The following is a 22,892-nucleotide window of genomic DNA, read 5'->3' as shown; positions in this document are numbered from 1 at the left end:
GCGCTGCTCGACGCCTGCAACATGACGCGCGCGCAGATGCCCGCGCTCGCCGAAGGCAGCGCACCGTCCGGCACGCTGCTCGCCGCCGTCGCGCGCGAGTTCGGCCTGCGTGAAGACGTGGTGGTCGCGGCGGGCGGCGGCGACAACGCCACCAGCGCGATCGGCATCGGTGCGGTGCAGCCGGGCGACGGCTTCGTCTCGCTCGGCACTTCGGGCGTGCTGTGCGTGATCGGCGACCGCTTCGCGCCCAATCCGGCCTCGGCGGTGCACGCGTTCTGCCACGCGATTCCCGATCGCTGGCATCAGATGAGCGTGGTGCTCTCGGCGGCCAGTTGCCTGCGCTGGGTCTGCAAGCTCACCGGCACCGACGAGCCCACCCTGCTCGCCGAAGTCGAAAAGCTCGACGCGCGCACGCTTGGCCAGGCGCCGCTCTTTCTGCCGTATCTCTCGGGCGAGCGCACGCCGCACAACGACCCGTACGCGCAGGGCGTGTTCTTCGGCATGACGCACGCGACCGATCGCGCGCTGCTGGGCTACGCGGTGCTCGAAGGCGTGACGCTTGCGCTCACCGACGGCCTCGACGCCCTGCGCGCGGCTGGTACCGAAGTCGGCCCGCTTTCGATGCTCGGCGGCGGCGCGCGCAGCGCCTACTGGGCGCAACTGGTGGCCGACGCGTTCGACACGCCCACGCGCCAGCACGGCGGCGGCGAAACCGGCGCGGCGCTTGGCGCGGCACGCCTGGGCTGGCTGGCAGCGGGCGGCGACTTCGACACCGTGCTCGCCAAGGCGACCGTGACAGCCGAATACACGCCCGATGCCGCGCGCCACGCGGCGCTGCGCGAACGGCTGGCGTCCTATCGCGCGCTCTACCGGCATGTGCGGCCACTGTTCGATCCCGCGCGCGAAAGGCTGGCGTAAGGACGACGCCGATCCAGTACACTTCGCCCGCCATCCAACAACGCTCGCGCCGATCCTCACCACCACCGTGCCCAAGTCCACCGAAAAACTCGATCTCGCCACCCGCGCCGCGTGGCTCTACTACGTGGCCGGCAACACCCAGAACGAGATCGCCGAAAAGCTCCAGGTCTCGCGCCCAGTCGCGCAGCGGCTCGTAGCCTTCGCGGTCGAGAAGAACCTGATCCGCGTGCGCGTCGATCATCAACTGGCCGACTGTCTCGCGCTCGCGGACCGGCTCTCGAAGCGCTACGGCCTCGCGATGTGCGAAGTGGTGCCCGTCGACGGCGACACGCAGGAAGCCATCGACCGCAAGCTCGCCGTGGCGGGCGCGCAGGTGATGGAGCGCTATCTGAACGAGGAACGGCCGATGGTGGTCGCGGTGAGCAGCGGGCGTACGCTCAAGGCCGCCGTCGATCAGATCGCGCAGATCGAGCGGCCACAGCACCGGCTTGTCTCGATGGTTGGAGCGATTGCGCAGGACGGCTCCTCGAACCGCTACGACGTCGCGCTGCATATCTCCGAAAAGACCGGCGGCAAGCACTTCCTGCTGCCGGCACCGCTGATCGCCGATAACGAAGCCGAGCGCGCACAGTGGTGCAATCACCGCCTCTATCGCATCGTCGAGTCGCTCTCCGGCGAGGCCGATGTGGCCTTCGTGGGTATCGGCAATATCGGCGAGCATTGTCCGCTGCACGAGGACGGCTTCCTGACCACGGACGAGGTGCACGAGCTGATGCGGCTGGGCGCCATCGCCGAAATGCTCGGGCTGCCGATCGATGCCGATGGCCGTCGCGTCGATTCACCCACCGGGCGGCGCGTGACGAGCCTGCATCTGGATTCGCCGCCCAAGCGCCCGACCATCGGCTTTGCGGGCGGCGCGCGCAAGCGCGAGGCCTTGATCGCAGCGCTCAAGGGCGGCTGGCTCTCGGGTCTGGTGACTGACGAGGCATGCGCGCGCGCGGCGCTGGGTGAAGCGATCTAAGCGGTCTAAGGGGTCTTAGGCTCGCGCTTATTTCCGCGGATAGGTCTGCGCCAACGCCTTGCGGATCGCATCGGCGTTGGGATAGCGCGCGTGTTCCGTATGGCCGTCGCGGAATCCGCACTGACACTGGCCGATGAACGGCGCGCTTGCGTCGTTTTGCAGGCCCACGAACACCGCGCCCTGCGGCGTTGAGCCCGTCAGCTTGTAAACATAACCATCGTAGAAATCGCCGCCGAAGTCGTAATGCTGTTGTGGCGTCTGCACGAGCACGACCAGGCTTTTGCTTTTAGGCGTCTGGTCCGCATGCGCGAAAAACACCGAGGCGATTGCCGGAATGCCGCCGTCTTCCTGATAGCGGTCGAACAACTGATCGTGCCAGACGTGATCGGCGTCTTCGTAGATCAGATGCGCGTCCAGCGTGTACGGCCGGTTGTTGTCGGTCAGACCTGGACGCTTCGTCAGGTTGTCCGTGAAATAGACCCACGCGCCTGGCATGACCGGGCTGGCGTCGATGATCGGCGGCTGGAGTTCATGCTGATTATCCAGGCGCGCTTCCACCTGCTGCTCGACCGTTGCGGGTACATCGGCTGCGTGCGCGGAGAATGCGCCCAGCAAAAGTGACGATGCCGCGAGAGCACTCGCGATCGACGCGATCTTTCGGATCATGATGGCACGCTGTCGGATTTGGGACGCTGGATCATAGCGCCCTCCCTCCTTTTCCCGCCTTCACGTGCGCAAAAAACGCGTGCAAAAAAAAGCCCGCTCGAAAGCGGGCGTCCCTTGTTGGGGCAAGGCAACCTCAGACAACGACAACGAACGACTTCAACAACACCTCAATCTCAAGCCGCCATTTCCTGCGCGAAGCGCCGCTCGAACGCCAGCCCTTGCGCGTCGAACAGATGGCAATGGTCGGGCGTCGTGCCCAGCTTCATGACTTCGCCGCGCTCGTGCTTTTCCAGCGGCGGAATGCGTGCGATCAGGCCATCGGGCGCAACCGCCGATTCGGCATACAGATAGGCCGCGTCGCCGAGCGACTCCACCGTCATCGCCTTCGCGCTCACGCCGTATTCGCCAGCGTTCACATGCAGATGCTCAGGGCGGATGCCAACCGTGACCTTGTCGCCCTCGCGCGCGCCGCGCGGTTCGACCGACACCTTCTGCGTCTCGCCGCTCGCGTAGCGCACCACGATGCCGTCGCTATCGACCTGCTGGATCTGGCCGTCGAGGAAGTTCATCTTGGGCGAGCCGATGAACCCTGCCACAAAGCGGTTCGCCGGCGAGTGATAAAGACGATTCGGACTGCCAACCTGCTCGACATTGCCCGCCGAGAGCACCACGATCTTGTCCGCCAGCGTCATCGCTTCCACCTGGTCGTGCGTCACGTAGATCATGGTGGTCTTGAGTTCGTCGTGCAGGCGCGCGAATTCCAGACGCATCTTCACGCGCAGCGCGGCGTCGAGGTTCGACAGCGGCTCGTCGAACAGGAACACCTTGGGCTTGCGCGTGATCGCGCGCCCGATCGCCACACGCTGGCGCTGGCCGCCCGACAGTTGCTTGGGCTTGCGGTCGAGCAGATGGTCGATGTGCAGGATCCTGGCGGCGTTCTTCACGGCCGCGTCGATCTCGGGCTTTTTCGTGCCCGCGAGCTTGAGGCCAAACGCCATGTTGTCGTACAGCGTCATATGCGGATAGAGCGCGTAGGACTGGAACACCATCGCGATGCCGCGCTTGGCGGGCGGCACGTCGTTCATGCGCGTGCCGTCGATCGTCAGATCGCCGCCGCTGATGTCTTCCAGGCCCGCGATCATCCGCATGAGCGTGGTCTTACCGCAGCCGCTCGGGCCGACGAACACGACGAACTCGCCATCGGCGATATCGAGGTTCACGTCGCGCAGGACTTCGGTGTCGTCGTAGCGCTTGAGCACGTTTCTCAGGATCACGCTTGCCATGATGTGTCTCCATTCGTTGCGGTGCGTCTTTCCCAGTGCACCGCGATTTTCAGCATGTTGGGTACGTTCAGTACTACGCGCGCGCCTCGGCGCTCTGCATCCAGTCCGCGACCAGCCCCGGCAGCATGCGCATATCGTCGAAGATGGTTTGGGCACCCACTTCGCGCAATTCGAGCGCATGCGCGTCGCCGCCCACGTGTGCGCCGCCCACGAAGCCAAGCACCCGCATGCCCGCCGCGCGCGCGGCGGTCACGCCGGTCACGCTGTCTTCCACCACGATGCACGCTTGCGGCGCGACACCCAGGCCTTGCGCCGCGGCCAGATACACATCGGGCGCGGGCTTGGGTTTGGCGACCGCATCGGCGCAATAGATACGATCGCCAAAGAAGCGCGCGAGGCCCGTGCGCTCCAGCACCTGGCGCACCACGGCCGTATAGCTGTTGCTCGCGCAGGCCTTGGTGAGCGCAATCGCGTCGAGCGCTTCAGTCACGCCCGGGAACAGCGGCGCTAGAGCGGCTTCGCGTTCGGCCACGGCGCGGATCGCGGCGATATCGGCGTCAGTCAAACGACGTCCCAGCGCTTCGCTCGTGCCGCCCAGCACGCGCTCGATACGCTGGCCGAGCAGCGGCATCAGCACCGGCGCGACCACCGCACCGGGCCAGCGCGCTTCGAGTTCGCGCACCAGAACGCTTGCCGCCACCGCTTCGCTGTCGATCAGCACGCCGTCGCAGTCGCAGATCAATGCCTGAATTGCGACATGAGTCATTACTTGACCGCTCCGAAGGTAAGGCCGCGCACCAGTTGCTTCTGCGAAAGCCAGCCAACGATCAGCACCGGCGCAACCGCCAGCAACGAGGCGGCGGAGAGCTTGGCCCAGAACAACCCTTCAGGACTCGAATACGAAGCGATGAACACCGTGAGCGGCGCCGCGTTCGAGCTTGAGAGGTTGATGCTCCAGAATGCTTCGTTCCACGAAAGAATGATCAATAGGAGCGCGGTGGACGCCAGCCCAGGCACTGCCATTGGCATGAGCAGATAGACGATTTCCTGCCACGTGGCCGCGCCGTCCATGCGGCCGGCTTCCAGAATGTCGCGCGGAATTTCGTTGAAGTAGGTGTACGCCATCCACACCGCAATTGGCAGATTGATGAGCGTGTAGACGATGATCAGCCCGCTCACCGTATCCAGCAGACCGGTGTTTTTCCACAGCAGATAGATCGGCACCAGCACGCCCACCGACGGCATCATCTTGGTGGACAGCATCCACAGCAGGATCTTCTGCGTGCGATGGTTCGGGAAGAACGCCATTGCGTACGCAGCGGGCACGGCCAGGATCAGGCAGACGATCGTCACGCCCGCTGAGATCAGCACCGAATTCCACGCAAACGCGAAGTAGTTGCTGCGGGCGAACACCTCGCGGAAGCTGTCGAGCGTCGGCATGAAGAAGATCGTCGGCACGTAGGCCTGCTGCTCGGTCTTGAACGCCGTGATCGTCATCCAGAAGATCGGGAAAAACAGCGCGATGGCGATCACCCACGCCAGCAGCCCCGGCACCACGCGGCCAATGAACTGCAGCGGCGAGGAGCGGTTGACCGCGTGCGGCGAATCGGGCACGCGGGAAGCAGTGACTTGGCTCATTTTTCGTACTCCCCTTTGAGGTTGCGCGCGAGCATGCGCACGAGGAAGAACGACACGATGTTCGCCAGCACGACAGCCAGAATGCCGCCTGCCGATGCGATGCCCACGTCGAACTGTTGCAGGCCCATCGAGTAGATCAGGTAAGTGAGGTTGGTGGTCGCGTTGCCGGGACCGCCGCCCGTGGTCGTGTAGATCTCGGCGAAGATCGACAGCAGGAAGATCGACTCCATCATCACGACGACGGCAATCGCGCGGCGCAGGTGCGGCAGCGTGATGTAGAAGAACAGCGAGATGGGCCCGGCACCGTCGATCTTCGCGGCTTCCTTCTGCTCCTGGTCGAGCGACTGGATCGCCGTGAAGAGAATCAGGAACGCGAACGGCAGCCATTGCCACGCCACGATCAGGATGACCGCGAACAATGGATATTCGGCGAACCAGTCGATCGGCGTCATGCCCATCGAGCGCATCGCGATGGCGACGAGGCCATACACCGGATGCAGGATCATGTTCTTCCAGATCAGCGCGCTCACCGTGGGCATCACGAAGAACGGCGCGATCGCAAACAGACGCGCGACGCCCATGCCGACGAACTTGCGGTCGAACAGTACCGCCATCAGCACGCCGCCCACCACCGTAATCAGCAGCACGGCGACGATCAGCTCGATGGTGTGCGCAATCGAGGGCAGGAACGAGGGATCGGTCGCGAGGAACTTGTAATTGTCGAGGCCCGCGAAACCCTTGAGGTCGGGGTTCAGCAGGTTATAGCGCGTGAACGAATACCAGATCGTCATCGCGAGCGGAATCGTCATCCACAGCAGCAGGACGGCGACCGAAGGCGAGACCAGCCAGCGCGACGCCGAGCGGCGCGTTTCCACGTGCTGCGTATTCGGTTTGGGCGCTCGGGTTCGATTGAATAGGGGCATGGGGAGATGGAGATGACGCATAAGGACCACCCTTCTCTGTTGCGCGCCGGGCGGGGGCACGGCGCCGTGTCCTGCTTCACCGGATACGCACGCGGCCAGCGTGGGCGCGTACGTATCCGGCGTTAGGGCTGATGCTTACTTCTGATAACCGGCCTGCGCCACCGCGCGATCGGCCGCAGCATTACCCGCTGCCAGCGCCTGATCGACGCTCATCTGGCCTGCCACTGCACCGGCAATGCTCTGACCCACGACCGTGCCGAACGATTGGAATTCAGGAATCCCGACGAACTGAACACCCGTGTACGGCACCGGTTTGGCGGTCGGATGATTCGGATCGGCGGTCTGGATCGCCTTGAGCACGAAGTCCGAGAACGGCGCGGCCTGCTTGTACTCGGGGCGCTGATAGGTCGACACGCGCGTGCCCGACGGCACCGAGGCCCAGCCTTCATCCTTCGCGACCATTTCGATGTACTGCTTCGAGGTGGCCCATTCGATGAACTTCTTGGCGGCGTCCTGCGACTTCGACGACTTCGGAATCGCCAGCGCCCACGACCACAGCCAGTGCGCGCCATTCGGCGTCACGGCCGTCGGCGCGGCGGCGAAGCCGATCTTGTCGGCCACCTGCGACTGCGATTTGTTGTAGAGAATGCCGGCGGCTACCGTCGCGTCGATCCACATCGCGCACTTGCCCGAGGACATCAGCGTGAGGTTTTCGTTGAAGCCGTTCGAGCTGGCTCCCGGAGGGCCATCTTTCTTGAGCATGTCGACGTAGAAGTTCACCGCCTTCTTCCATTCCGGCGTGGTGAGCTGGGCGTGCCACTTCTCGTCGAACCAGCGCCCGCCGAAGGTGTTCACCACCGTCGTCACATAGGCCATGTTCTCGCCCCAACCCGCCTTGCCGCGCAGACAGATGCCGTAGGTGCCCGCCGATTTGTCGGTGAGCTTGTCGGCGAAGTCGCGGATCTGGTCGTAGGTCGGCTGGTCGGGCATTTTCAGGCCCTTGGCCGCGAACAGATCCTTGCGGTAGTACGTCATCGAGCTTTCGACGTAGAACGGCAGCGCGAACAGCGTGCCGTTGTACGACAGACCGTCACGCGCGGTCTTCACGACGTCGTTGAGATCGTAGTCGGCGGGCAGGCCCGTCATGGGCGCCAGCCAGCCGCGCTTGCCCCACTGCGGCGCTTCATAGGTACCGATCATCATCACGTCGAACTGGCCGCTATTGGTCGTGATGTCGGTGGTGGCGCGCTGGCGCAGCACGTTTTCTTCGAGAATCACCCAGTTCAGCTTGATGCCCGGATTGGCTTTCTCGAAGGCCGGCGAGAGCTTCTTCAGCTCGATCATGTCCGGGTTGTTCAACATCGCAACGGTAACGGTCTGCGCGTGCGCGGCACCGGCCGCGGCGATCAGCGCGCCCGCGCTGATGCTACGCAGCACGGTCTTGAATACGGGTTTCATGACGTTGTCTCCTTTGTTGTTACGTTATGTCGTGCTGCCTGGGTCTAACTCGTCAGATGCGTTTCAAGCGCGCGTCAGCTCATCCAGTTGCCGCCGTCCACGTTGAGCGTCTGCGCGGTGATGTAATCGGCGTCGGCGCTGGCGAGAAAAAGCGCCGCGCCCGTGAGGTCTTCGGGCAGGCCCATGCGCCCGAGCGGCACTTCCTCGCCGACCAGGCGCTTCTTCTCGCCCAGCGGCCGGTTCTCGTAGCGCGCGAACAGCGCGTCCACCTGCTCCCACATCGGCGTGTCCACCACGCCAGGCGCGATGCCGTTCACGTTGATCCTGTGCGGCGCGAGCGCCAGCGCCGCCGACTGCGTATAGCTGAGCACCGCCGCCTTGGTTGCGCAGTAGTGCGAAACAAGTGCCTCGCCGCGCCGTCCCGCCTGCGAGGAAATATTGATGATCTTGCCGCCGTGGCCCTGGTCCACCATGCGGCGCGCGACGGCCTGCATCAGAAAGAACATGCCCTTCACGTTGACCGAGAAGAGACGGTCGTAGATATCCCAGGATTCGTCGAGCAGCGGTCGCATGTCGAACAGCGCCGCGTTGTTGAAGAGTATGTCGATGCGGCCGAAATGGCCAACCGCGTCGCTCACAATGCGCTCGATGTCCTCGCGGCGCGTGACGTCGGCGCTCAGCGCGAGCACGCGCTCGGGGAAAGCTTCGCTAAGAGCGGGCGCGATGGCGTCGGCCGGCTTCACGTCGACGATCACGCAGCGCGCGCCTTCGTCCAGATAGCGGCGCGCAACCGCTTCGCCAATGCCGCTGGCCGCGCCGGTCAGCACGGCCACCTTGTCCTGCAAACGTCCTGCCGCCGGGTACGCGGGATGTGCCACAGGTTTGTCTCCAATGTCTTTCATGCCGATGAGCCGCATCAGTTTCGATGCCAGGCTCATAGCCTGAACACTCGCTCACCGCATGAGCATTTGCTCTCTTGGTGGTCGAATGATCGGATACGCACGCACACATGTCAAGGCGGACAAACGCCAGCGCAGCGGATTTCGATGGTGCAACGCGCAAGGCGTGCGGCCAACGTCCGTCCAGCGCTGGATAGCGCGCATTTCCCGCGCCCGGTCGCGCGTCGTTTCAACACCCCGTAACCATCGCGCCACCAGGCTGGCTCGCCATCTTTCGCGTTACGTTATATCATCTCGCCTTCACGGATTTTTGGCCTCTCCGGGTGGTGCGTCGTGTCGCACGCCAACCTGGAGCCCGTTCTCACGCCTCGCTCTCGTCAAGGATAGGACCATGTTCGCATTCACCCGCGCGACGCTGCGCACGCCAGCCGTGCGTTCGGCAATTTCCGCGCTTGCAGCCGTGGCAGCCGTGGCCGCGCTGTTCGGCCCAGCCGCCGCGCACGCCGCCGACACCGCGATCAACGTCGTGGCCGCGGAAAACTTCTACGGCGACGTGGTCAAGCAGATCGGCGGCAACTACGTGAACGTGACGAGCATCCTGAGCAATCCCGACCAGGACCCACACCTGTTCGAAGCCAGCCCGAAGACCGCACGCGCGCTCCAGCATGCGCGCGTGGTGGTGTACAACGGCGCGGACTACGATCCGTGGATGACCAAGCTGCTGGGCGCGACCGCCAGCCAGAGCAGCCAGCGCGCAACCATCGTCGCGGCGGACCTCGTCGGCAGGAAACCGGGCGACAATCCGCACCTCTGGTACGACCCGCAGACCATGCCCGCCGTCGCGCGCGCCGTGGGCGCGGCGCTCGACGCCGCAGACCCGGCGCACAAGAGCGTGTACGATGCCAACCTTGCGACGTTTCTCGGCTCGCTCAAGCCGATCGACGCGAAGGTCGCGGCGCTGCGCGCGCAGTACAAGGGCCAGCCGGTGACGGCGACGGAGCCGGTGTTCGGTTATATGTCGGATGCGATTGGTCTCGACATGCGCAACCTGCGCTTCCAGTTGGCGGCGATGAACGACACCGAGGCCAGCGCCTCCGATATCGCCGCCTTCGAGCGCGATCTGCGCGAGCGCCGCGTGCATGTGCTGATCTACAACAGCCAGGCGACCGAAGCGCTCACGCGCCGCATGCTCGGCCTTGCGCAGCAATCGAAAGTGCCGACGGTCAGCGTGACCGAGACGCAGCCCGCCGGCGTGAACTTCCAGCAATGGATGCTTGCGCAGCTGGACGCACTCAGCCGCGCGCTGGCCACAAAATAAGCCTCAAACAACACGCAGTCAGCAGGGAACAGAAGCAATGACCGAAGCCGCGCCCGCTTCTCAACAGGCGACAAACCACGCCAGCCACCGCGCGCCCCAGCCGGTGCTCACGGTTGCGGGCGTGACGCTCACGCTCGGCGATCGCACGATCCTGCGCGACGCCAATTTCGCCGTGAACCAGGGCGAATTCATCGGCGTGCTCGGGCCGAACGGTGCGGGCAAAACCACGTTGATGCGCTCGATCCTCGGCCTCGTGCCCGCTTCGCACGGCGCGATCCACGTGCTCGGCGAACCGGTGGCGCGCGGCAATCCGAAGATCGGCTACATGCCGCAGACGCGCACGGCGCTGGCGAGCCGCCGAATCCGCGGGCGCGACTTCGTGGCGATGGCTGCCGACGGTCATCGCTGGGGCCTGCCGCGTGCGGACGTCGCCACGCGCGCCGACGTCGAGCGCGTGCTCGACCTGGTGGGCGCAACGAAGCTGGCCGACCGGCCGCTGTCCGAACTCTCCGGCGGCGAACGCCAGCGCCTCCTGCTCGCGCAATGCCTGTTGGGCGACCCGAAGCTCCTGCTGCTCGACGAGCCGCTCATCAGCCTCGATCCGCACCATCAGCGCGGCGTGGTCGAACTCGTGCGGCGCGTGCAGCGTGAACTCGGCATCGCGGTGCTGTTCTCGGCGCACGAACTCAATCCCCTGCTCAACGCGCTCGATCGCGTGCTGTATCTGGGCAACGGCGTGGCGGCACTCGGCAGTGTCGACGAAGTCATCACCGCGCCGGTGCTCTCGCGTCTCTATGGCTCGCCTATCGAGGTGATGCGCATGAAGGGCCGCATTTTCGTGATGTCGGGCGATGTCGAGGTCGAAAAGCACGACCACGAACACGAGCACGATCATGACCACGGTCATGCACACGGTCATGCACACGGCCACGATCATGGCCACGATCACGGCCACAGCGACGCTCAGGACCACCACAACAACGCCCACGGCCATTCGCACGATGCTTGATTACGATTTCATGGTGAACGCCTTCGCGGCGTCGGGCATCGTGGCGGTGCTCGCGGGCATCGTCGGCTACTTTCTGGTGATGCGCGGGCAGACCTTTGCGGGTCACGCGCTTTCGCATGTGGGCTTCACGGGCGCGACGGGCGCCGTGTTGCTCGGCATCTCGCCGATGTGGGGCATGGTGGGCTTCACGCTCGCGGCGGGCGTGTCGATGGGAGCTCTCGGCGAAAAGCTCGCGGGCCGCGATGTGGCCATCGGCGTGATTCTTTCGCTCGCGCTGGGCTTCGGCCTGCTGTTTCTGCACTTCTTTACCGCCTACGCCACCCAGGTCACGTCGCTGCTGTTCGGCAACGTGCTGGGCGTGAACCGCGAGACGCTCGGCGCGCTCGCGGCGCTGGCTGTGGCCAGCCTCGCGGCGCTCGCGGCAATCATGCGGCCGTTGCTGTTCGCTTCGCTGCAGCCGGAACTGGCCGAAGCCAAGGGCGTGTCGCTGCGTCTCGTCTCGGTGCTGTTTCTGGCGATTGCGGCGCTCGCCGTGGCGGCCTGCACGCAGATTGTCGGCGTGCTGCTGGTGTTCACGCTGATGGTCGGCCCCGCCGCCGCCGCGCAGAACATGACGACGCGCCTGTCGGCCGGTCTCGTGCTCGCGGCGCTGCTGGCGCTGGCGCAAGCGTGGATCGGCGTGACGCTCGCCTTCTATACCGATTGGCCGACGAGCTTCTGGATCACCGCCCTCGCCGCGCTGGTCTATGGCGCGAGTCTGATCCGGCGGCGCTGATCGACTCCACCGCACTCGCAAAAACGGCGTTGCACCGAAAGGCGCGACGCCGTTTTTTCATGCTGAGCTGGCTGATGCGCCCGTTACGTCAGCCGTCGCCCAGGATCAGACGCAGACGGCGCGATTGATCGGCATCGGCGAGCAGTTCCTCGAAGCGCTGATCCGCCAGCCGCGTAAGCGCCGCCGTGGCGTCGGGCGTGGCGATGTCGAGTCCGCGCAGCACCTCCTGATCGGCGCCCGCATCGCTGTTCAGATGCAGATAGCGCTCGCGTAGCTCGCGCGCGCAAGTGGCCTGCGCCATGCGCTCCTGCGCCTCCATGCTCAGCGCGAGCGCGGGCTGCGCCCACGAAAGGCCGCGCAGCGGCAGACGGCTTGGCACGCTGCGATGACGCACGCCCGTGGTGCCGACACTCAACATGCGCACCGGCACTCCGCGCCGCTGTGCCTGATTGAGCGCGTGCGCGTCGGGGCAATTGGCGGCCAGACCGCCGTCCACATGCCAGTCGTCGTCGAGCAGCATCGCCGGGAAATGCGCGGGCGCGGCAGAGCTTGCGCGTGTTGCCTGGAGCAGCGTGAAGGTATCGGCTTCGTCGCCCGCCAGGCCGCGGCTGCGCAACAGGCGCAACTCGCCTAGCGACCAGCTCACGGTCGTCAACATAAGCGGCTTGTCGATCTCGCTCAGGCGCTTGCCCGCCCAGACGTCCAGACAATCGATGATGGCAAGTTCGAGCGGCTCCGCTGAATAGACCTTTTCGCTAAAGAGCTTGCGCAAGGCGCTGCCGAAGAGCTTCGGGAAGATCGTCGGCCCCCATTGCGCGAGCCTCGCGTAGAGTTCGCCCGCGCTCACGCCCGCAGCAAGCCCCGCCGCCAGAATGCCGCCCACGGAAGTCCCGGCGATCAGATCGAAACGCTCACCAATAGGCGCCGCGCCTCCATTGCCGAAGCGCTCGCTTTCCTCGATGCGCGCCAGCAGCCGCACCGTGTAGAGCCCGCGATAACCGCCGCCCGACAGGCTCAGCACGCGTGTGCAGGCGGGCGCCGGGGTGAGCCGGCCGTCGGGCACCCGGAACTGGTCGTCCAAGGGCTTAAGCCTCGAGCAGGGACACGACTTCCACCTGCAGCTTGCGCAGCTCGCGGTGGTACGTCTCCTCGGGTTCGACCAGCGTGCAGCCGTTGGCGACCGCCGTGGCGATCACCATGCGCGTGTCCTGGCCGACCGCATGGCGCTGGCCGCCCTTCTCTATCTCAAGCGGATGATGGCCGCGCCACTGCTCCCACTCGGCGGCCTCGTTTTCGGCGAACGGCAACATCACCGAGCCGTCGTCCACGAGCGCCGCAAGACGCGCTTCGAGCGCCTTCCTGAACGCCGCGCGGCGCGGCTCGCTGGTCTTGTGCTGGGCGATCACCTGGCGCGCGGCCGCCACGCTGATGACACTCAGATTGATGTCGCGCGCCTTCACTCCGCCTTCGATCCATTTGCGCGAGGCGGTGTCTTCGATACACATGTCGATGAGCGTATTGGTGCCCAGCAGGAATCTCGGCATGAACGGCCTGTGATGTTCTAGTGAGTGTTTAACGCGGCACGCGGTAGTGATCCTCGGCGTCGATGGAGACGTCGCGCGGCAGCTTGCCGGTGGCGCTCACCGATGGCAACCCGGCGAACACTTCCGCCACGGTGCGGTCGCTGACGGTGTTCGACATAAGCGCGACGGCCTGCTCCAGACCAAGGATGATGAACGGCTCCGGGCCCTGATTGACGATCTCGACCGAGCCGGACTTCACGCGCTTGAGCACGCTCGAATAATTCGTCTTGAACGCCGAGATGGGCGTGCCCGCGGCGTTGACGTCGGTGGCGCCCACGCGCGCGGCGATCGCCTTCACGGCCGCCTGAAAATCGTCCATGCGTCGCTCGGCGCTTTCCTTGCTGGCTTTCGGATCGATGAGGGATGCGGGCATGGCCGTGTGCTCCAGAAAAAAGATCAACCTGACCAGATGATAGTACCAGGTTGACCAGATATCAAAATTTCACACGGGGTCGGAAGCTTTACTTCAGCAGCACGCGCGCATGGTGCGCCAGATGATCCTCGATAAAGCTCTGGATAAAGAAATAGCCGTGGTCGTAGCCCTCGTGGCGACGCAGCGTGAGCGGCTGGCCCGCCGCCGCGCAGGCGGCTTCGAACACGTCCGGGTTGAGCTGGTTGGCGAGGAAGTTATCGGCCAGACCCTGATCGACGAGAATGCCTTCCTCGAACTTGCGCGACGCATGGCCGACGAGTTCGCTGGCGTCGTACTGTTTCCACGCTTCGCGGTCCTCGCCCAGATAACCCGAGAACGTCTTTTCGCCCCACGGGCAACGCGTGGGCGCGGCAATCGGCGCGAACGCCGACACCGACCGATAAATCTCTGGATTGCGCAGCGCGAGCGTGAGCGCGCCGTGCCCACCCATCGAGTGGCCGAAGATGCCCAGGCGTTCGCCGTCGATGGGCAGGTTCGCGGTCACCGCTTCGCGCAGTTCGTCGCGCACATAGCTGCCCATGCGCCAGTGCTTCGCCCACGGCTCGCGGGTGGCGTCGAGATAGAAACCCGCGCCCACGCCGAAATCCCACGCATCCGCTTCGCCCGGCACGTTCGCGCCGCGCGGGCTGGTGTCCGGCGAAATCAGCGCGATGCCGTGCTGCGCGGCGAAGCGCTGCGCCCCCGCCTTGATCGGGAAGGTTTCCTCCGTGCAGGTCAGACCCGCGAGATAGAACAGCCCCGGCACCTTCTGCGCGCGCGCCTGCGGCGGCAGATAGACCGAAAAGCGCATCGGCAGGCCAATCGTTTCCGAGTCGTGTTTGTAGATGCGCTGCACGCCGTCGTAGCAGGCGTGTTCTTCAATCAGGATCAGCATGGTTTCTCCGTGGATACCGTGTTCGTCGTGTTCTGTTCTTTATCGATCTCGCTCACGTGGCGGCAAACCATGTCCGCACGCGGCCATAGAGATCGATGAAGCGTGCATAGCGCTGCGCCAGCGCGGCGTCCTCGCGCGGCTGCGCCACACGCGTGGCCGCCGGCGCAAGCGCCGCGAGTTCGTCCATGCGCCAATGTCCGCCCGCCACGCCGCCCAGCAGCGCCGCGCCGCGCGTGGCGGCGTTCGGACAGTCGATGGCGTCGAGCTGCGCGCCGAGCACATCGGCGAGCAGTTGCCGCCAGCGCGGATCGACCGAGCCGCCGCCCGCGAGCTTGAGCGTCGCGATGGCCGCATCGGGCGTGCCACTATCTGCGCCGGCATTTGCTTCACGCAAGGCATCAAGGCCCGCGCGCAACGCAAAGGCCACGCCTTCGAAGGCCGCGCGCATCAGCACGCCGCGCGTGTCGCCGATGCCCGCGCCAAGCCAGCCGCCGCGCGCCGCCGGGTCGAGCCACGGCGAGCGCTCGCCGCTCAGGTACGGCAGGAAAGTGAGCGTGGCCGACGGGGGCACCGCGAACGCCTCTTCATAAGCCTGCGCCCAATCGTAGGCGAGCCAGCCGCGCGCCGCTTCAAGCGCGACGCCCACGTTCTGCATCGCGGCCATCGCATACCAGCCGCCGCTCGCCGATCGATAGCGATGCAGGCCGCGCCGTGCGGGGGGCACCGTGCGCACGGTGACGAGAATCTGGCCGCCGGTTCCGGTGGTGAGCAAGGCGTCGCCCTCCTCGCGCAGACCGCTGCCGAGCGCCGCGCACGGCGTGTCGCCCGCGCCCGTTGCGAGTACGACGCCTGCGGGCACGCCGAGCGCACGCGCGGCGTCGGCGGCAAGCGTGCCGCTGGCCGCGCCCGATGGCGCAAGCGGCGCGAACCAACCTGCAGGCAATCCCAAACGCTCGATCAAGGCGAGATCCCACGCGCCGTCGGGTGCGGCGAGCGCGGTCGCGCAGGCATCGGACGGATCCGCGACGAACGCCTCCTGCGCCGCGCCCGCGAGCCGCACGCGCAGCCAGTCCTTCGGTTGAAGCGCCCAGCGCGCAGCAGCGGCAGTTGCCGGTTCGTGTTGCTTCAGCCAGCGCAGCAGCGGGCCCGCCATGCCGGGCGCAACAGGATTCGACGCCGCGCCTTCGCTCTCTGACCATTCAACGGCCCATGCGTCGAGCAAGTCATGCGCGCGCGTGTCGGGCCACAGCATCGCGGGACGCAGCGCCTGACCCGCTGCATCGGTGAGCACGACGCCGTGCATCTGCCCGGAAAAGCCGATCCCGCGCACCACAGCGCGCTCCCCTTCCGGCAAGCGCGCGCAGGCTTCAACGAGCGCGCGCCACCAGCGCTCGACATCGATTTCTGCCCAGCCTGGCTGCGGCGTATCCAGCGTATAAGCGACGCTGGCGACGGCGCGCTCAACGCCCGACTCGTCGATGAGCGCCACTTTGAGCGAACCGGTGCCAAGATCGATGCCGAGAAAGCGCGTCTGCGATGCGTTCATGCGAGAGGTGGAAAGAGAGTTGGGAGCACGCGCGCGACACCTGGAGAATCTGAAGAGGGATGGATCGCGGCGGCCAAAAGAGCCATGATAGCGGTACCATTTGTGAGCCGCGAGCGATCCGCACAGACGAATTGCACAGCGGCCGAATCGATGCGGATTCGCCCCAGTTCGCACGCGTTCGCAGCCTGTTCGCGGGTTAACCCGTGGCCTTGTCGAGCGATGCAAAATGGCTCACATGTTCAAAGCGAAATAGAGATCATAAGAGCGCGTCCATGTGCGGCGCGCCTCGCGGTCCGCTCGTGCGGCGCCCACAACGCGCCGGAGTTCACGCGAAGGTCGCGCGCCTGGCGCCCCTGAAAAGCACCCCCATCCCTTCCAGCGCCTGAAAAGCGGCCTTAACGCCGTTTGACAGCGTCACACGCGCTCTGCCACGACGCGCCGCAGCACTGCCCTGCATCAATCCCAATAGTTGGTACGGCCCCGATAAAGCGCGTTAAACCGGCCGCGCGCATATCGCCACCGGAAAGCACGGAATAGTCCCCAGCGGTCTTGTTGCTTATTTTCGTCCCGCATACCTTGGAGGCCATATTCCCACACCGAAGATGGAGAGAGACGACATGCATCCCCAGGGTATCGAAAGGGAGCCGGCCCAGGCCCGACAGCGTGGCCGCGACCAGGTCCACCCATGCGACGAGCGCCTGCCGTTCGGCCAGCTTCTCACGCTCGGCATCCAGCACGTGCTCGTGATGTATGCGGGCGCCGTTGCGGTGCCGCTGATCGTCGGCGGCGCCATCGGTCTGCCGAAAGACCAGGTTGCCTTCCTGATCAGCGCCGACCTGTTCGCCTGCGGCATCGCCACGCTGATCCAGACGCTCGGCCTGTGGATCTTCGGCATCCGCCTGCCCGTCATCATGGGCTGCACGTTCGCCTCGGTCGGCCCGATGATCGCCATCGGCACCAATCCGCAGCTTGGCATTCTCGACATCTTCGGCTCGACCATTGCGGCGGGGGCGATCGGCATTGTGATCGCACCGCTGATCGGCAAGCTGTTGCGCTTTTTCCCGCCTGTCGTGGTGGGCACGGTGATCGCCGTGATCGGCCTCTCGCTGATGGAAGTGGGCATCAACTGGGCTGCGGGCGGCGTGGGTAATCCGCATTACGGCGATCCGACCTATCTCGGTCTGTCGCTGCTCGTGCTGATGCTGATCCTGCTCATCAACAAGTTCGGCCGCGGTTTTATCGCCAATATCTCGGTGCTGCTCGGCATAGTCGCGGGCTTTGCGATCGCGCTGGCGCTGGGCCGCGTAAGTCTCGACGGCGTCACGCATGCACCGTGGGTCGGCTTCGTGATGCCGTTCCACTTCGGTCTGCCGAAGTTCCACATCCTGCCGATCGCCACGATGGTGATCGTGATGTTCGTCACCTTCATCGAATCGACCGGCATGTTCCTCGCCGTGGGCGACATGGTCGAGCGTCCCGTCGATCAGGCGACGCTCGTGCGCGGCCTGCGTGTGGATGGTCTCGGCACGCTGATCGGCGGCGTGTTCAACTCGTTCCCGCATACCTCGTTCTCGCAGAACGTCGGTCTGATCGGTGTGACGGGCGTGAAGAGCCGCTATGTCTGCGCGATGGGCGGCGTGATCCTCGTGCTGCTCGGCCTGTTCCCGAAGATGGCGCAGATGGTCGCTTCGGTGCCGCCGTTCGTGCTCGGCGGTGCGGGCCTCGTGATGTTCGGCATGGTGGCGGCGAACGGCATCAAGGTGCTCTCGAAGGTGGACTTCGTGAAGAACCAGCACAACCTGTTTATCGTCGCGGTGAGCGTGGGCTTTGGCCTCGTGCCGGTGGTCTCGCCGCACTTCTTCGCGCAACTGCCGCCCGCCCTGTCGCCGATCCTGCATAGCGGCATCCTGCTGGCTTCGGTGTCGGCTGTGATCCTCAACATCATTTTCAACGGCGTGAAGAGCGAACGCGCCGCCGAGCGCGACATCCGCCGCGCCGGTCACGATCTCGAAGGCAGCCACGCGCACGGCGCGTCAGGCGAACAAGCCGGTCAGGAAATGCCGCGCACCGCGGCGCACTGAGTACACCAGTACTGACGGGCACACCGAGTCGACGCGAGAGGTGCCCCGACCGCGCATAGGGCGCGTGCCGGGGCCTTTTGCTGGTTTGGCGTCACGGGAAACCGTGACGCCTTTTTTATTGGTTGCGATGCCGGATAGATGATTGCGCGCGCAACGATCCAGTCATCATGCATAAAGTTGCGTCAAAGCTCTCCAACAGCGCCTGATTGCCGGCATCGACGCACTCGCTTTTCGCTCCCTGCGCTATATTCGGCCTCACCGTGGCTTACGACCGCGTCTATAGCCACTCAAAAGACAGGGGGATTCCGATGACCGACAGCACAGTTCAACAGCCTTCGTTTGCCTTTATTGCCGCCTCGTGGGCCGCCCTCCTTGCGGGCTTCTGCGCCTATCTGGTCGGCCTCTTCAACGCGGGGATGCAGCTCAACGAAAAGGGCTACTACTTCACCGTGCTCGTGTTCGGCCTCTACGCGGCCATCTCGCTGCAAAAGAGCGTGCGCGATCGCGCCGAAGGTCTGCCCGTCACCGGCATCTACTATTTCCTGAGCTGGGTTGCGCTCGTGCTGTCCATCCTGCTGCTCGCCGTCGGCCTCTTCAACGCCACGCTCGCGCTCAGCGAAAAAGGCTTCTACGCAATGTCGTTCGTGCTCGCCCTGTTCGGCTCGGTCACGGTGCAGAAGAATACGCGCGACATTCAGGCCGCACGTCCGCAGAGCATCGAAGCCGCAACGCCCTTCCCTGCGCGCGATCCTGAGGGTTCAAATTGAGCGATGGCCGCAACAACAAACCGGGCCTGCCTGCCATGTTCAAGCTCCCCTCGAATCCGAAGTCCGTGGCGATCGGCGCAGCAGTGGCCGCCGTTGCGCTCGTGCTTTTCATGAGCGTGCACGTGGTGCCGGCAGGGCATCGCGGCATCGTCAAGGTGTTCGGCGACGTGCAGGACAAGCCGCTTGCCGAAGGCCTGCACATCCTCAACCCGCTCGCGCAGGTGGTGGATTTCAACGTGCGCTTCCAGAGCGCCACCGCGACAAAGGCCGAAGGGGGCACCGCCGATCTCCAGGAAGTATTCGAGGACATCACGCTCAACTACGAGTACGACCCGGAGCATGCGCCTTACGTCTACAACAATTTCGGCAACGATTCGGATATCGAAGCGAAATTCATCGTCCCCGCGCTCTACGAATCGTTCAAGGCTGTGACCTCGCAGTACACGGCCGAGCAACTGGTTACGCGGCGCGCACAGGTCTCGCAGGACATCGTCAAGGTGCTGCAGGCAAAACTCACGAAGTACCGCATTATCGTGAGCGACATCAACGTGCAGAACTTCCACTTCGACGAGCAGTTCGCCGATGCGGTGCGGCAGAAAGTGGTTGCGGGGCAGAACCGGCTAACCGCCGAGCAACAGCTCGAAACGGCAAGGGTCACGGCGCAGCAGAAGATTGTCGAAGCCGAGGGCCAGGCGAAGGCCATCGCGATCCAGGCGCAGGCGATCCAGCAACAAGGCGGTTCGGAGTACGTGGCGCTGGAGGCGGTCAAGAAGTGGGATGGGCATCTGCCGCAGCAATGGTCGGGCGCGGCGATTCCGTTCGTGAATTTCGCGGCACCGCAACAGGGCGCGCGGTGAAGCGGCTGCGAATCGCACGCACATAAAAAAACGCCACGGTCACCCGTGGCGTTTTCACTTTGATACCTGCTGACGCGATTTTCGACGCGCCGCTCAGCCTGCCGTAGCCGCCGGAGCCGAAGCCGCCGCCGGTGCGCTGGCCGCGCCGTAATCGACCGGCGCATCGGCCGGGCGCGGCGTTTCGCCGGCGTGCTCGATCCAGCCGCCGCCGAGTGCGCGATACAGATCGACGAGGTTGGTCAGGCGCGCCAGACGTGCCGTGATGAGCGCCTGCTGCGCCGTGTACAGGCTGGTCTGCGCGGTGAGCACCGGCAGATAGCTGTCCACGCCGTTCTTGTAGCGCAACTCCGACAGGTCGAGGCCACGCTGGTTCGCGAAGGTGCTGCGCTCGAGCGCCCCGATCTGCTGATCGTAGGTGCCGCGCGCGGCGAGGCCATCGGCCACTTCGCGGAACGCCGACTGAATCGCCTTCTCGTAGTTGGCGATTTCGATGCGCTTCTGCACGTTCGCGAGTTGCAGGTTCGCGATGTTCGAACCGCCTTCGAAGATCGGCAGCGTGACCTGCGGCACGAAGCTCCATGCCGCCGTGCCCGCCTTGAAGAGCCCGCCGAGCGACAGGCTTTCGGTGCCGAACGCCGCCGTCAACGAGATCTTCGGGAAGAACGCCGCACGCGCCGCGCCAATATTGGCGTTGGCCGCGAGCAGCGTTTCTTCGGCCTCCATGATGTCCGGACGCCGCGTGAGCAGGTCGGACGGCAGGCCCGCCGGGATATCGGCAACAAGGTTCTGGCCGTCGAGCGGCAGGCCTTGCGGCAGATCCGCCGGCAGCGGCTCGCCGATCAGCAGCACGAGCGCGTTTTCGGCCTGCGCGCGGGCGCGCAGTTGCGCCTGCAGGTTGGCCTGGGCGTTCTCGACCACGGTCTGCGCCTGACGCAGATCGAGTTCGGTACCGGTGCCCGTGTCGAACTGCGCCTTCGTGATGTTGTACGAGTCCTGCGCCGTCTTGAGCGTGTCCTGCGTGACCTTCAGGAGGTCGTCGTCGGAAAGCATCGTCAGGTACTGGTCCGCGACCTGCGAGACGAGCGAGATTTCCGCCGCCTTGCGCGCCTGCGCCGTGGACAGGTACTGGGCCAACGCCTGGTCCTTCAGGCTGCGCACGCGACCCCAGAAGTCAAGCTCCCACGACGCCTGCACGCCCACGTTGTAGACGCTGTACGGGTTGGTCGGCGCGGTCTGCAAGGCCGTCGGCACACGCGTGCGCGTGTCCGTGCCCGTACCGTTGATGGCCGGGAACAGATCGGCGCGCGTGATCTGGTACTGAGCACGCGCCGCATCGACGTTGAGCACCGAAACACGCAGATCGCGGTTGTTCTTCAGCGCGATCGCGACCAGTTGCTGCAGACGCGCATCGATGAAGAAGTCGCGCCAGCCGATTTCGGTGGCGGCCGCGCCGTTGGCGCTGTGGCCAGCCGCGCTGCCATCGCCGCCGTTCGCGCCCGGCTGCGTCGCGTAGACGCCGCCTTGCGGGAAGGTCTGCGAGACCGGCGCTTCGGGCCGGTGATACCACGGCGCCATCGTGCAGCCCGCCAGGAGCGCAGCGGCTCCTGCAATTACGGATAGTTTATGCATCTCAATGTCCTTCCTTGCCCGGGCCGTTGCTGCCGCCATCGTTGCCGCCGGCGCCGCCACTGCCGTTGCCACCCGTGCCGCCATTGTCGGCGTCATGGTCATGGTCATGGTCGTGCGCGTGATGCTCTTCGTAGTGCTGGAGCGCCACATCCGGGTCTTCCTTCTCGCCGGCGAACTTCGCGCGGATCACCACGAAGAACATCGGGATCATGAAGATCGCGAGGAACGTCGCCGTCAGCATCCCGCCGATCACGCCCGTGCCGATCGCGTGCTGCGAAGCCGAGCCCGCGCCGTTACTGATGGCCAGCGGCAGCACGCCCAGAATGAACGCGAGCGAGGTCATCAGAATCGGCCGCAGACGCAGTCGGGCGGCTTCGAGCGCCGCTTCGATCGGGCCCATGGTGCCTTCCGCCTGCAGGTCGCGGGCGAATTCCACGATCAGAATCGCGTTTTTCGCCGACAGACCCACCGTGGTCAACAGACCCACCTGGAAGAACACGTCGTTTTCCAGACCGCGCAGCGTCACCGCCAGCAGCGCGCCGAGCACGCCAAGCGGCACCACCATGATGACCGCGAACGGAATCGACCAGCTTTCATACAGCGCCGCGAGACACAGGAACACGACGAGGATCGAGATGCCGTAGAGGATCGGCGCCTGCGAACCCGACTGGCGTTCCTGGAACGACAGGCCGGTCCATTCGTAGCCGATACCCGCAGGCAGCTTCGCCGCGATCTGTTCCATCGCCGTCATCGCCTGACCGGTCGATTTGCCGGCGCTTGCCGCACCCTGGATTTCCACCGCGGAAATACCGTTGTAACGCTCGAGCTTGGGCGAACCGTAGGTCCACTGGCCGCTCGCGAACGAGCTGAACGGCACCATCCCGCCCGCGCTGTTGCGCACGTACCAGAGATCCAGATCGGTCGGCGACATACGGAACGGTGCGTCCGACATCACGTACACCTTCTTGATCCGGCCATCGACGTCAAGGAAGTTGTTGACGTACGACGAAGCCCAGCCGATCGAGAACGTGTTGTCCACCGCCGCCGACGTCACACCCAGCGCTTCAGCCTTCTCGCGGTCGATGTTGATCTTGTACTGCGGCGTGTCGTTCAGGCCGTTCGGACGCACGAGGGCCAGCGACGGATCCTTCGCAGCCATCGCGAGCAACTGGTTACGCGCGGCCATCAGTTTGTCGTGGCCAAGCGAGGCGTTG

Annotated in this window: 22 protein-coding genes; 8 read left to right on the top strand and 14 right to left on the bottom strand. The window is 65.1% G+C overall.

Going from position 1 to position 22,892, the window contains the following annotated elements:
- Together VG320_RS24460 and VG320_RS24455 are read left to right on the top strand one after the other, a co-directional pair.
- Positions 1-918, top strand: a 918-nt coding sequence (locus tag VG320_RS24460; RefSeq protein WP_327202641.1) for a xylulokinase, incomplete at its 5' end; no start/stop codon positions are given.
- 67 nt (positions 919-985) lie between these two features.
- Complete coding sequence (locus VG320_RS24455; protein WP_327202642.1) at positions 986-1,939, top strand: sugar-binding transcriptional regulator; 954 nt, start codon at positions 986-988, stop codon at positions 1,937-1,939.
- A gap of 27 nt (positions 1,940-1,966) precedes the next feature.
- On the opposite strand, the gene VG320_RS24450 is transcribed toward VG320_RS24455, so the two are convergent.
- The 7 genes from VG320_RS24450 to VG320_RS24420 form a co-directional block, all read right to left on the bottom strand.
- A complete protein-coding gene (locus tag VG320_RS24450; RefSeq protein WP_327202640.1) occupies positions 1,967-2,605 on the bottom strand; it encodes a hypothetical protein in 639 nt (212 codons plus the stop codon).
- Between the two features lie 173 nt (positions 2,606-2,778).
- On the bottom strand, positions 2,779-3,888 hold the full coding sequence (locus tag VG320_RS24445; RefSeq protein ID WP_327202639.1) for a sn-glycerol-3-phosphate ABC transporter ATP-binding protein UgpC: 1,110 nt from the start codon (positions 3,886-3,888) through the stop codon (positions 2,779-2,781).
- Positions 3,889-3,961: 73 nt separating this feature from the next.
- Positions 3,962-4,654, bottom strand: a complete 693-nt coding sequence (locus tag VG320_RS24440; RefSeq protein ID WP_327202638.1) for an HAD family phosphatase — start codon at positions 4,652-4,654, stop codon at positions 3,962-3,964.
- On the bottom strand, positions 4,654-5,526 hold the full coding sequence (locus tag VG320_RS24435; protein WP_327202637.1) for a carbohydrate ABC transporter permease: 873 nt from the start codon (positions 5,524-5,526) through the stop codon (positions 4,654-4,656). The genes VG320_RS24440 and VG320_RS24435 overlap by 1 nt, the downstream gene beginning before the upstream one ends.
- Complete coding sequence (locus VG320_RS24430) at positions 5,523-6,470, bottom strand: sugar ABC transporter permease (protein ID WP_327202636.1); 948 nt, start codon at positions 6,468-6,470, stop codon at positions 5,523-5,525. The genes VG320_RS24435 and VG320_RS24430 overlap by 4 nt, the downstream gene beginning before the upstream one ends.
- 114 nt (positions 6,471-6,584) lie before the next feature.
- Positions 6,585-7,907: a sugar ABC transporter substrate-binding protein gene (locus VG320_RS24425; RefSeq protein WP_327202635.1), complete on the bottom strand. Its 1,323-nt coding sequence runs from the start codon at positions 7,905-7,907 to the stop codon at positions 6,585-6,587.
- 74 nt (positions 7,908-7,981) lie between these two features.
- On the bottom strand, positions 7,982-8,785 hold the full coding sequence (locus tag VG320_RS24420; RefSeq protein ID WP_327202634.1) for an L-iditol 2-dehydrogenase: 804 nt from the start codon (positions 8,783-8,785) through the stop codon (positions 7,982-7,984).
- Positions 8,786-9,197: 412 nt separating this feature from the next.
- Between VG320_RS24420 and VG320_RS24415 the strand changes: the two genes are divergently transcribed.
- The 3 genes from VG320_RS24415 to VG320_RS24405 are packed head-to-tail and all read left to right on the top strand — an operon-like array spanning position 9,198 to position 11,908.
- Positions 9,198-10,124 carry a metal ABC transporter solute-binding protein gene (locus tag VG320_RS24415; protein ID WP_327202633.1) on the top strand — a complete coding sequence of 309 codons (927 nt, stop codon included), beginning with the start codon at positions 9,198-9,200 and terminating at the stop codon, positions 10,122-10,124.
- Between the two features lie 37 nt (positions 10,125-10,161).
- Complete coding sequence (locus tag VG320_RS24410) at positions 10,162-11,133, top strand: ABC transporter ATP-binding protein (RefSeq protein ID WP_327202632.1); 972 nt, start codon at positions 10,162-10,164, stop codon at positions 11,131-11,133.
- Positions 11,126-11,908, top strand: coding sequence for a metal ABC transporter permease (locus tag VG320_RS24405; protein WP_327202631.1), 783 nt, complete (start codon positions 11,126-11,128; stop codon positions 11,906-11,908). The genes VG320_RS24410 and VG320_RS24405 overlap by 8 nt, the downstream gene beginning before the upstream one ends.
- Positions 11,909-11,996: 88 nt before the next feature.
- Here the strand turns inward: VG320_RS24405 and VG320_RS24400 are convergent, their stop codons facing one another.
- From VG320_RS24400 to VG320_RS24380, 5 genes are all read right to left on the bottom strand, one after another.
- Positions 11,997-12,989 carry a patatin-like phospholipase family protein gene (locus VG320_RS24400; RefSeq protein ID WP_327202630.1) on the bottom strand — a complete coding sequence of 331 codons (993 nt, stop codon included), beginning with the start codon at positions 12,987-12,989 and terminating at the stop codon, positions 11,997-11,999.
- A gap of 4 nt (positions 12,990-12,993) precedes the next feature.
- On the bottom strand, positions 12,994-13,452 hold the full coding sequence (locus VG320_RS24395; protein WP_327202629.1) for a hypothetical protein: 459 nt from the start codon (positions 13,450-13,452) through the stop codon (positions 12,994-12,996).
- Between the two features lie 28 nt (positions 13,453-13,480).
- Positions 13,481-13,864 (bottom strand): hypothetical protein, encoded by a 384-nt coding sequence (locus VG320_RS24390; protein WP_327202628.1) that lies wholly within the window; start codon positions 13,862-13,864, stop codon positions 13,481-13,483.
- An 88-nt stretch (positions 13,865-13,952) separates the two neighbouring features.
- Positions 13,953-14,798 carry an S-formylglutathione hydrolase gene (fghA, locus tag VG320_RS24385; protein ID WP_327202627.1) on the bottom strand — a complete coding sequence of 282 codons (846 nt, stop codon included), beginning with the start codon at positions 14,796-14,798 and terminating at the stop codon, positions 13,953-13,955.
- Positions 14,799-14,850: 52 nt separating this feature from the next.
- The gene (locus VG320_RS24380) at positions 14,851-16,344 is read right to left on the bottom strand and encodes a xylulokinase (protein WP_327202626.1); all 1,494 of its coding nucleotides are present in this window, start codon (positions 16,342-16,344) and stop codon (positions 14,851-14,853) included.
- 617 nt (positions 16,345-16,961) lie between these two features.
- On the opposite strand from VG320_RS24380, the gene VG320_RS24375 reads away from it, so the two are divergent.
- The 3 genes from VG320_RS24375 (at position 16,962) to VG320_RS24365 (ending at position 20,049) form a co-directional block, all read left to right on the top strand.
- Complete coding sequence (locus VG320_RS24375; protein WP_327202625.1) at positions 16,962-18,425, top strand: nucleobase:cation symporter-2 family protein; 1,464 nt, start codon at positions 16,962-16,964, stop codon at positions 18,423-18,425.
- 308 nt (positions 18,426-18,733) lie between these two features.
- Entirely contained in the window at positions 18,734-19,192 is a 459-nt protein-coding gene (gene yiaA, locus VG320_RS24370) for an inner membrane protein YiaA (RefSeq protein WP_327202624.1), read from the top strand.
- A 35-nt stretch (positions 19,193-19,227) separates the two neighbouring features.
- On the top strand, positions 19,228-20,049 hold the full coding sequence (locus VG320_RS24365) for a prohibitin family protein (protein ID WP_327202623.1): 822 nt from the start codon (positions 19,228-19,230) through the stop codon (positions 20,047-20,049).
- A 93-nt stretch (positions 20,050-20,142) separates the two neighbouring features.
- Here the strand turns inward: VG320_RS24365 and VG320_RS24360 are convergent, their stop codons facing one another.
- The gene (locus VG320_RS24360; RefSeq protein WP_327202622.1) at positions 20,143-21,678 is read right to left on the bottom strand and encodes an efflux transporter outer membrane subunit; all 1,536 of its coding nucleotides are present in this window, start codon (positions 21,676-21,678) and stop codon (positions 20,143-20,145) included.
- Position 21,679: 1 nt separating this feature from the next.
- Positions 21,680-22,892: efflux RND transporter permease subunit (locus tag VG320_RS24355; protein WP_327202621.1), on the bottom strand; the 1,213-nt coding region annotated here is incomplete at its 5' end.

The organism is Paraburkholderia sp. (assembly GCF_035948235.1).
Lineage (GTDB): Bacteria > Pseudomonadota > Gammaproteobacteria > Burkholderiales > Burkholderiaceae > Paraburkholderia.
The sequence above is the reverse complement of the archived record's forward strand: the minus strand, read 5'-3'. Positions and strand labels throughout refer to the sequence as shown.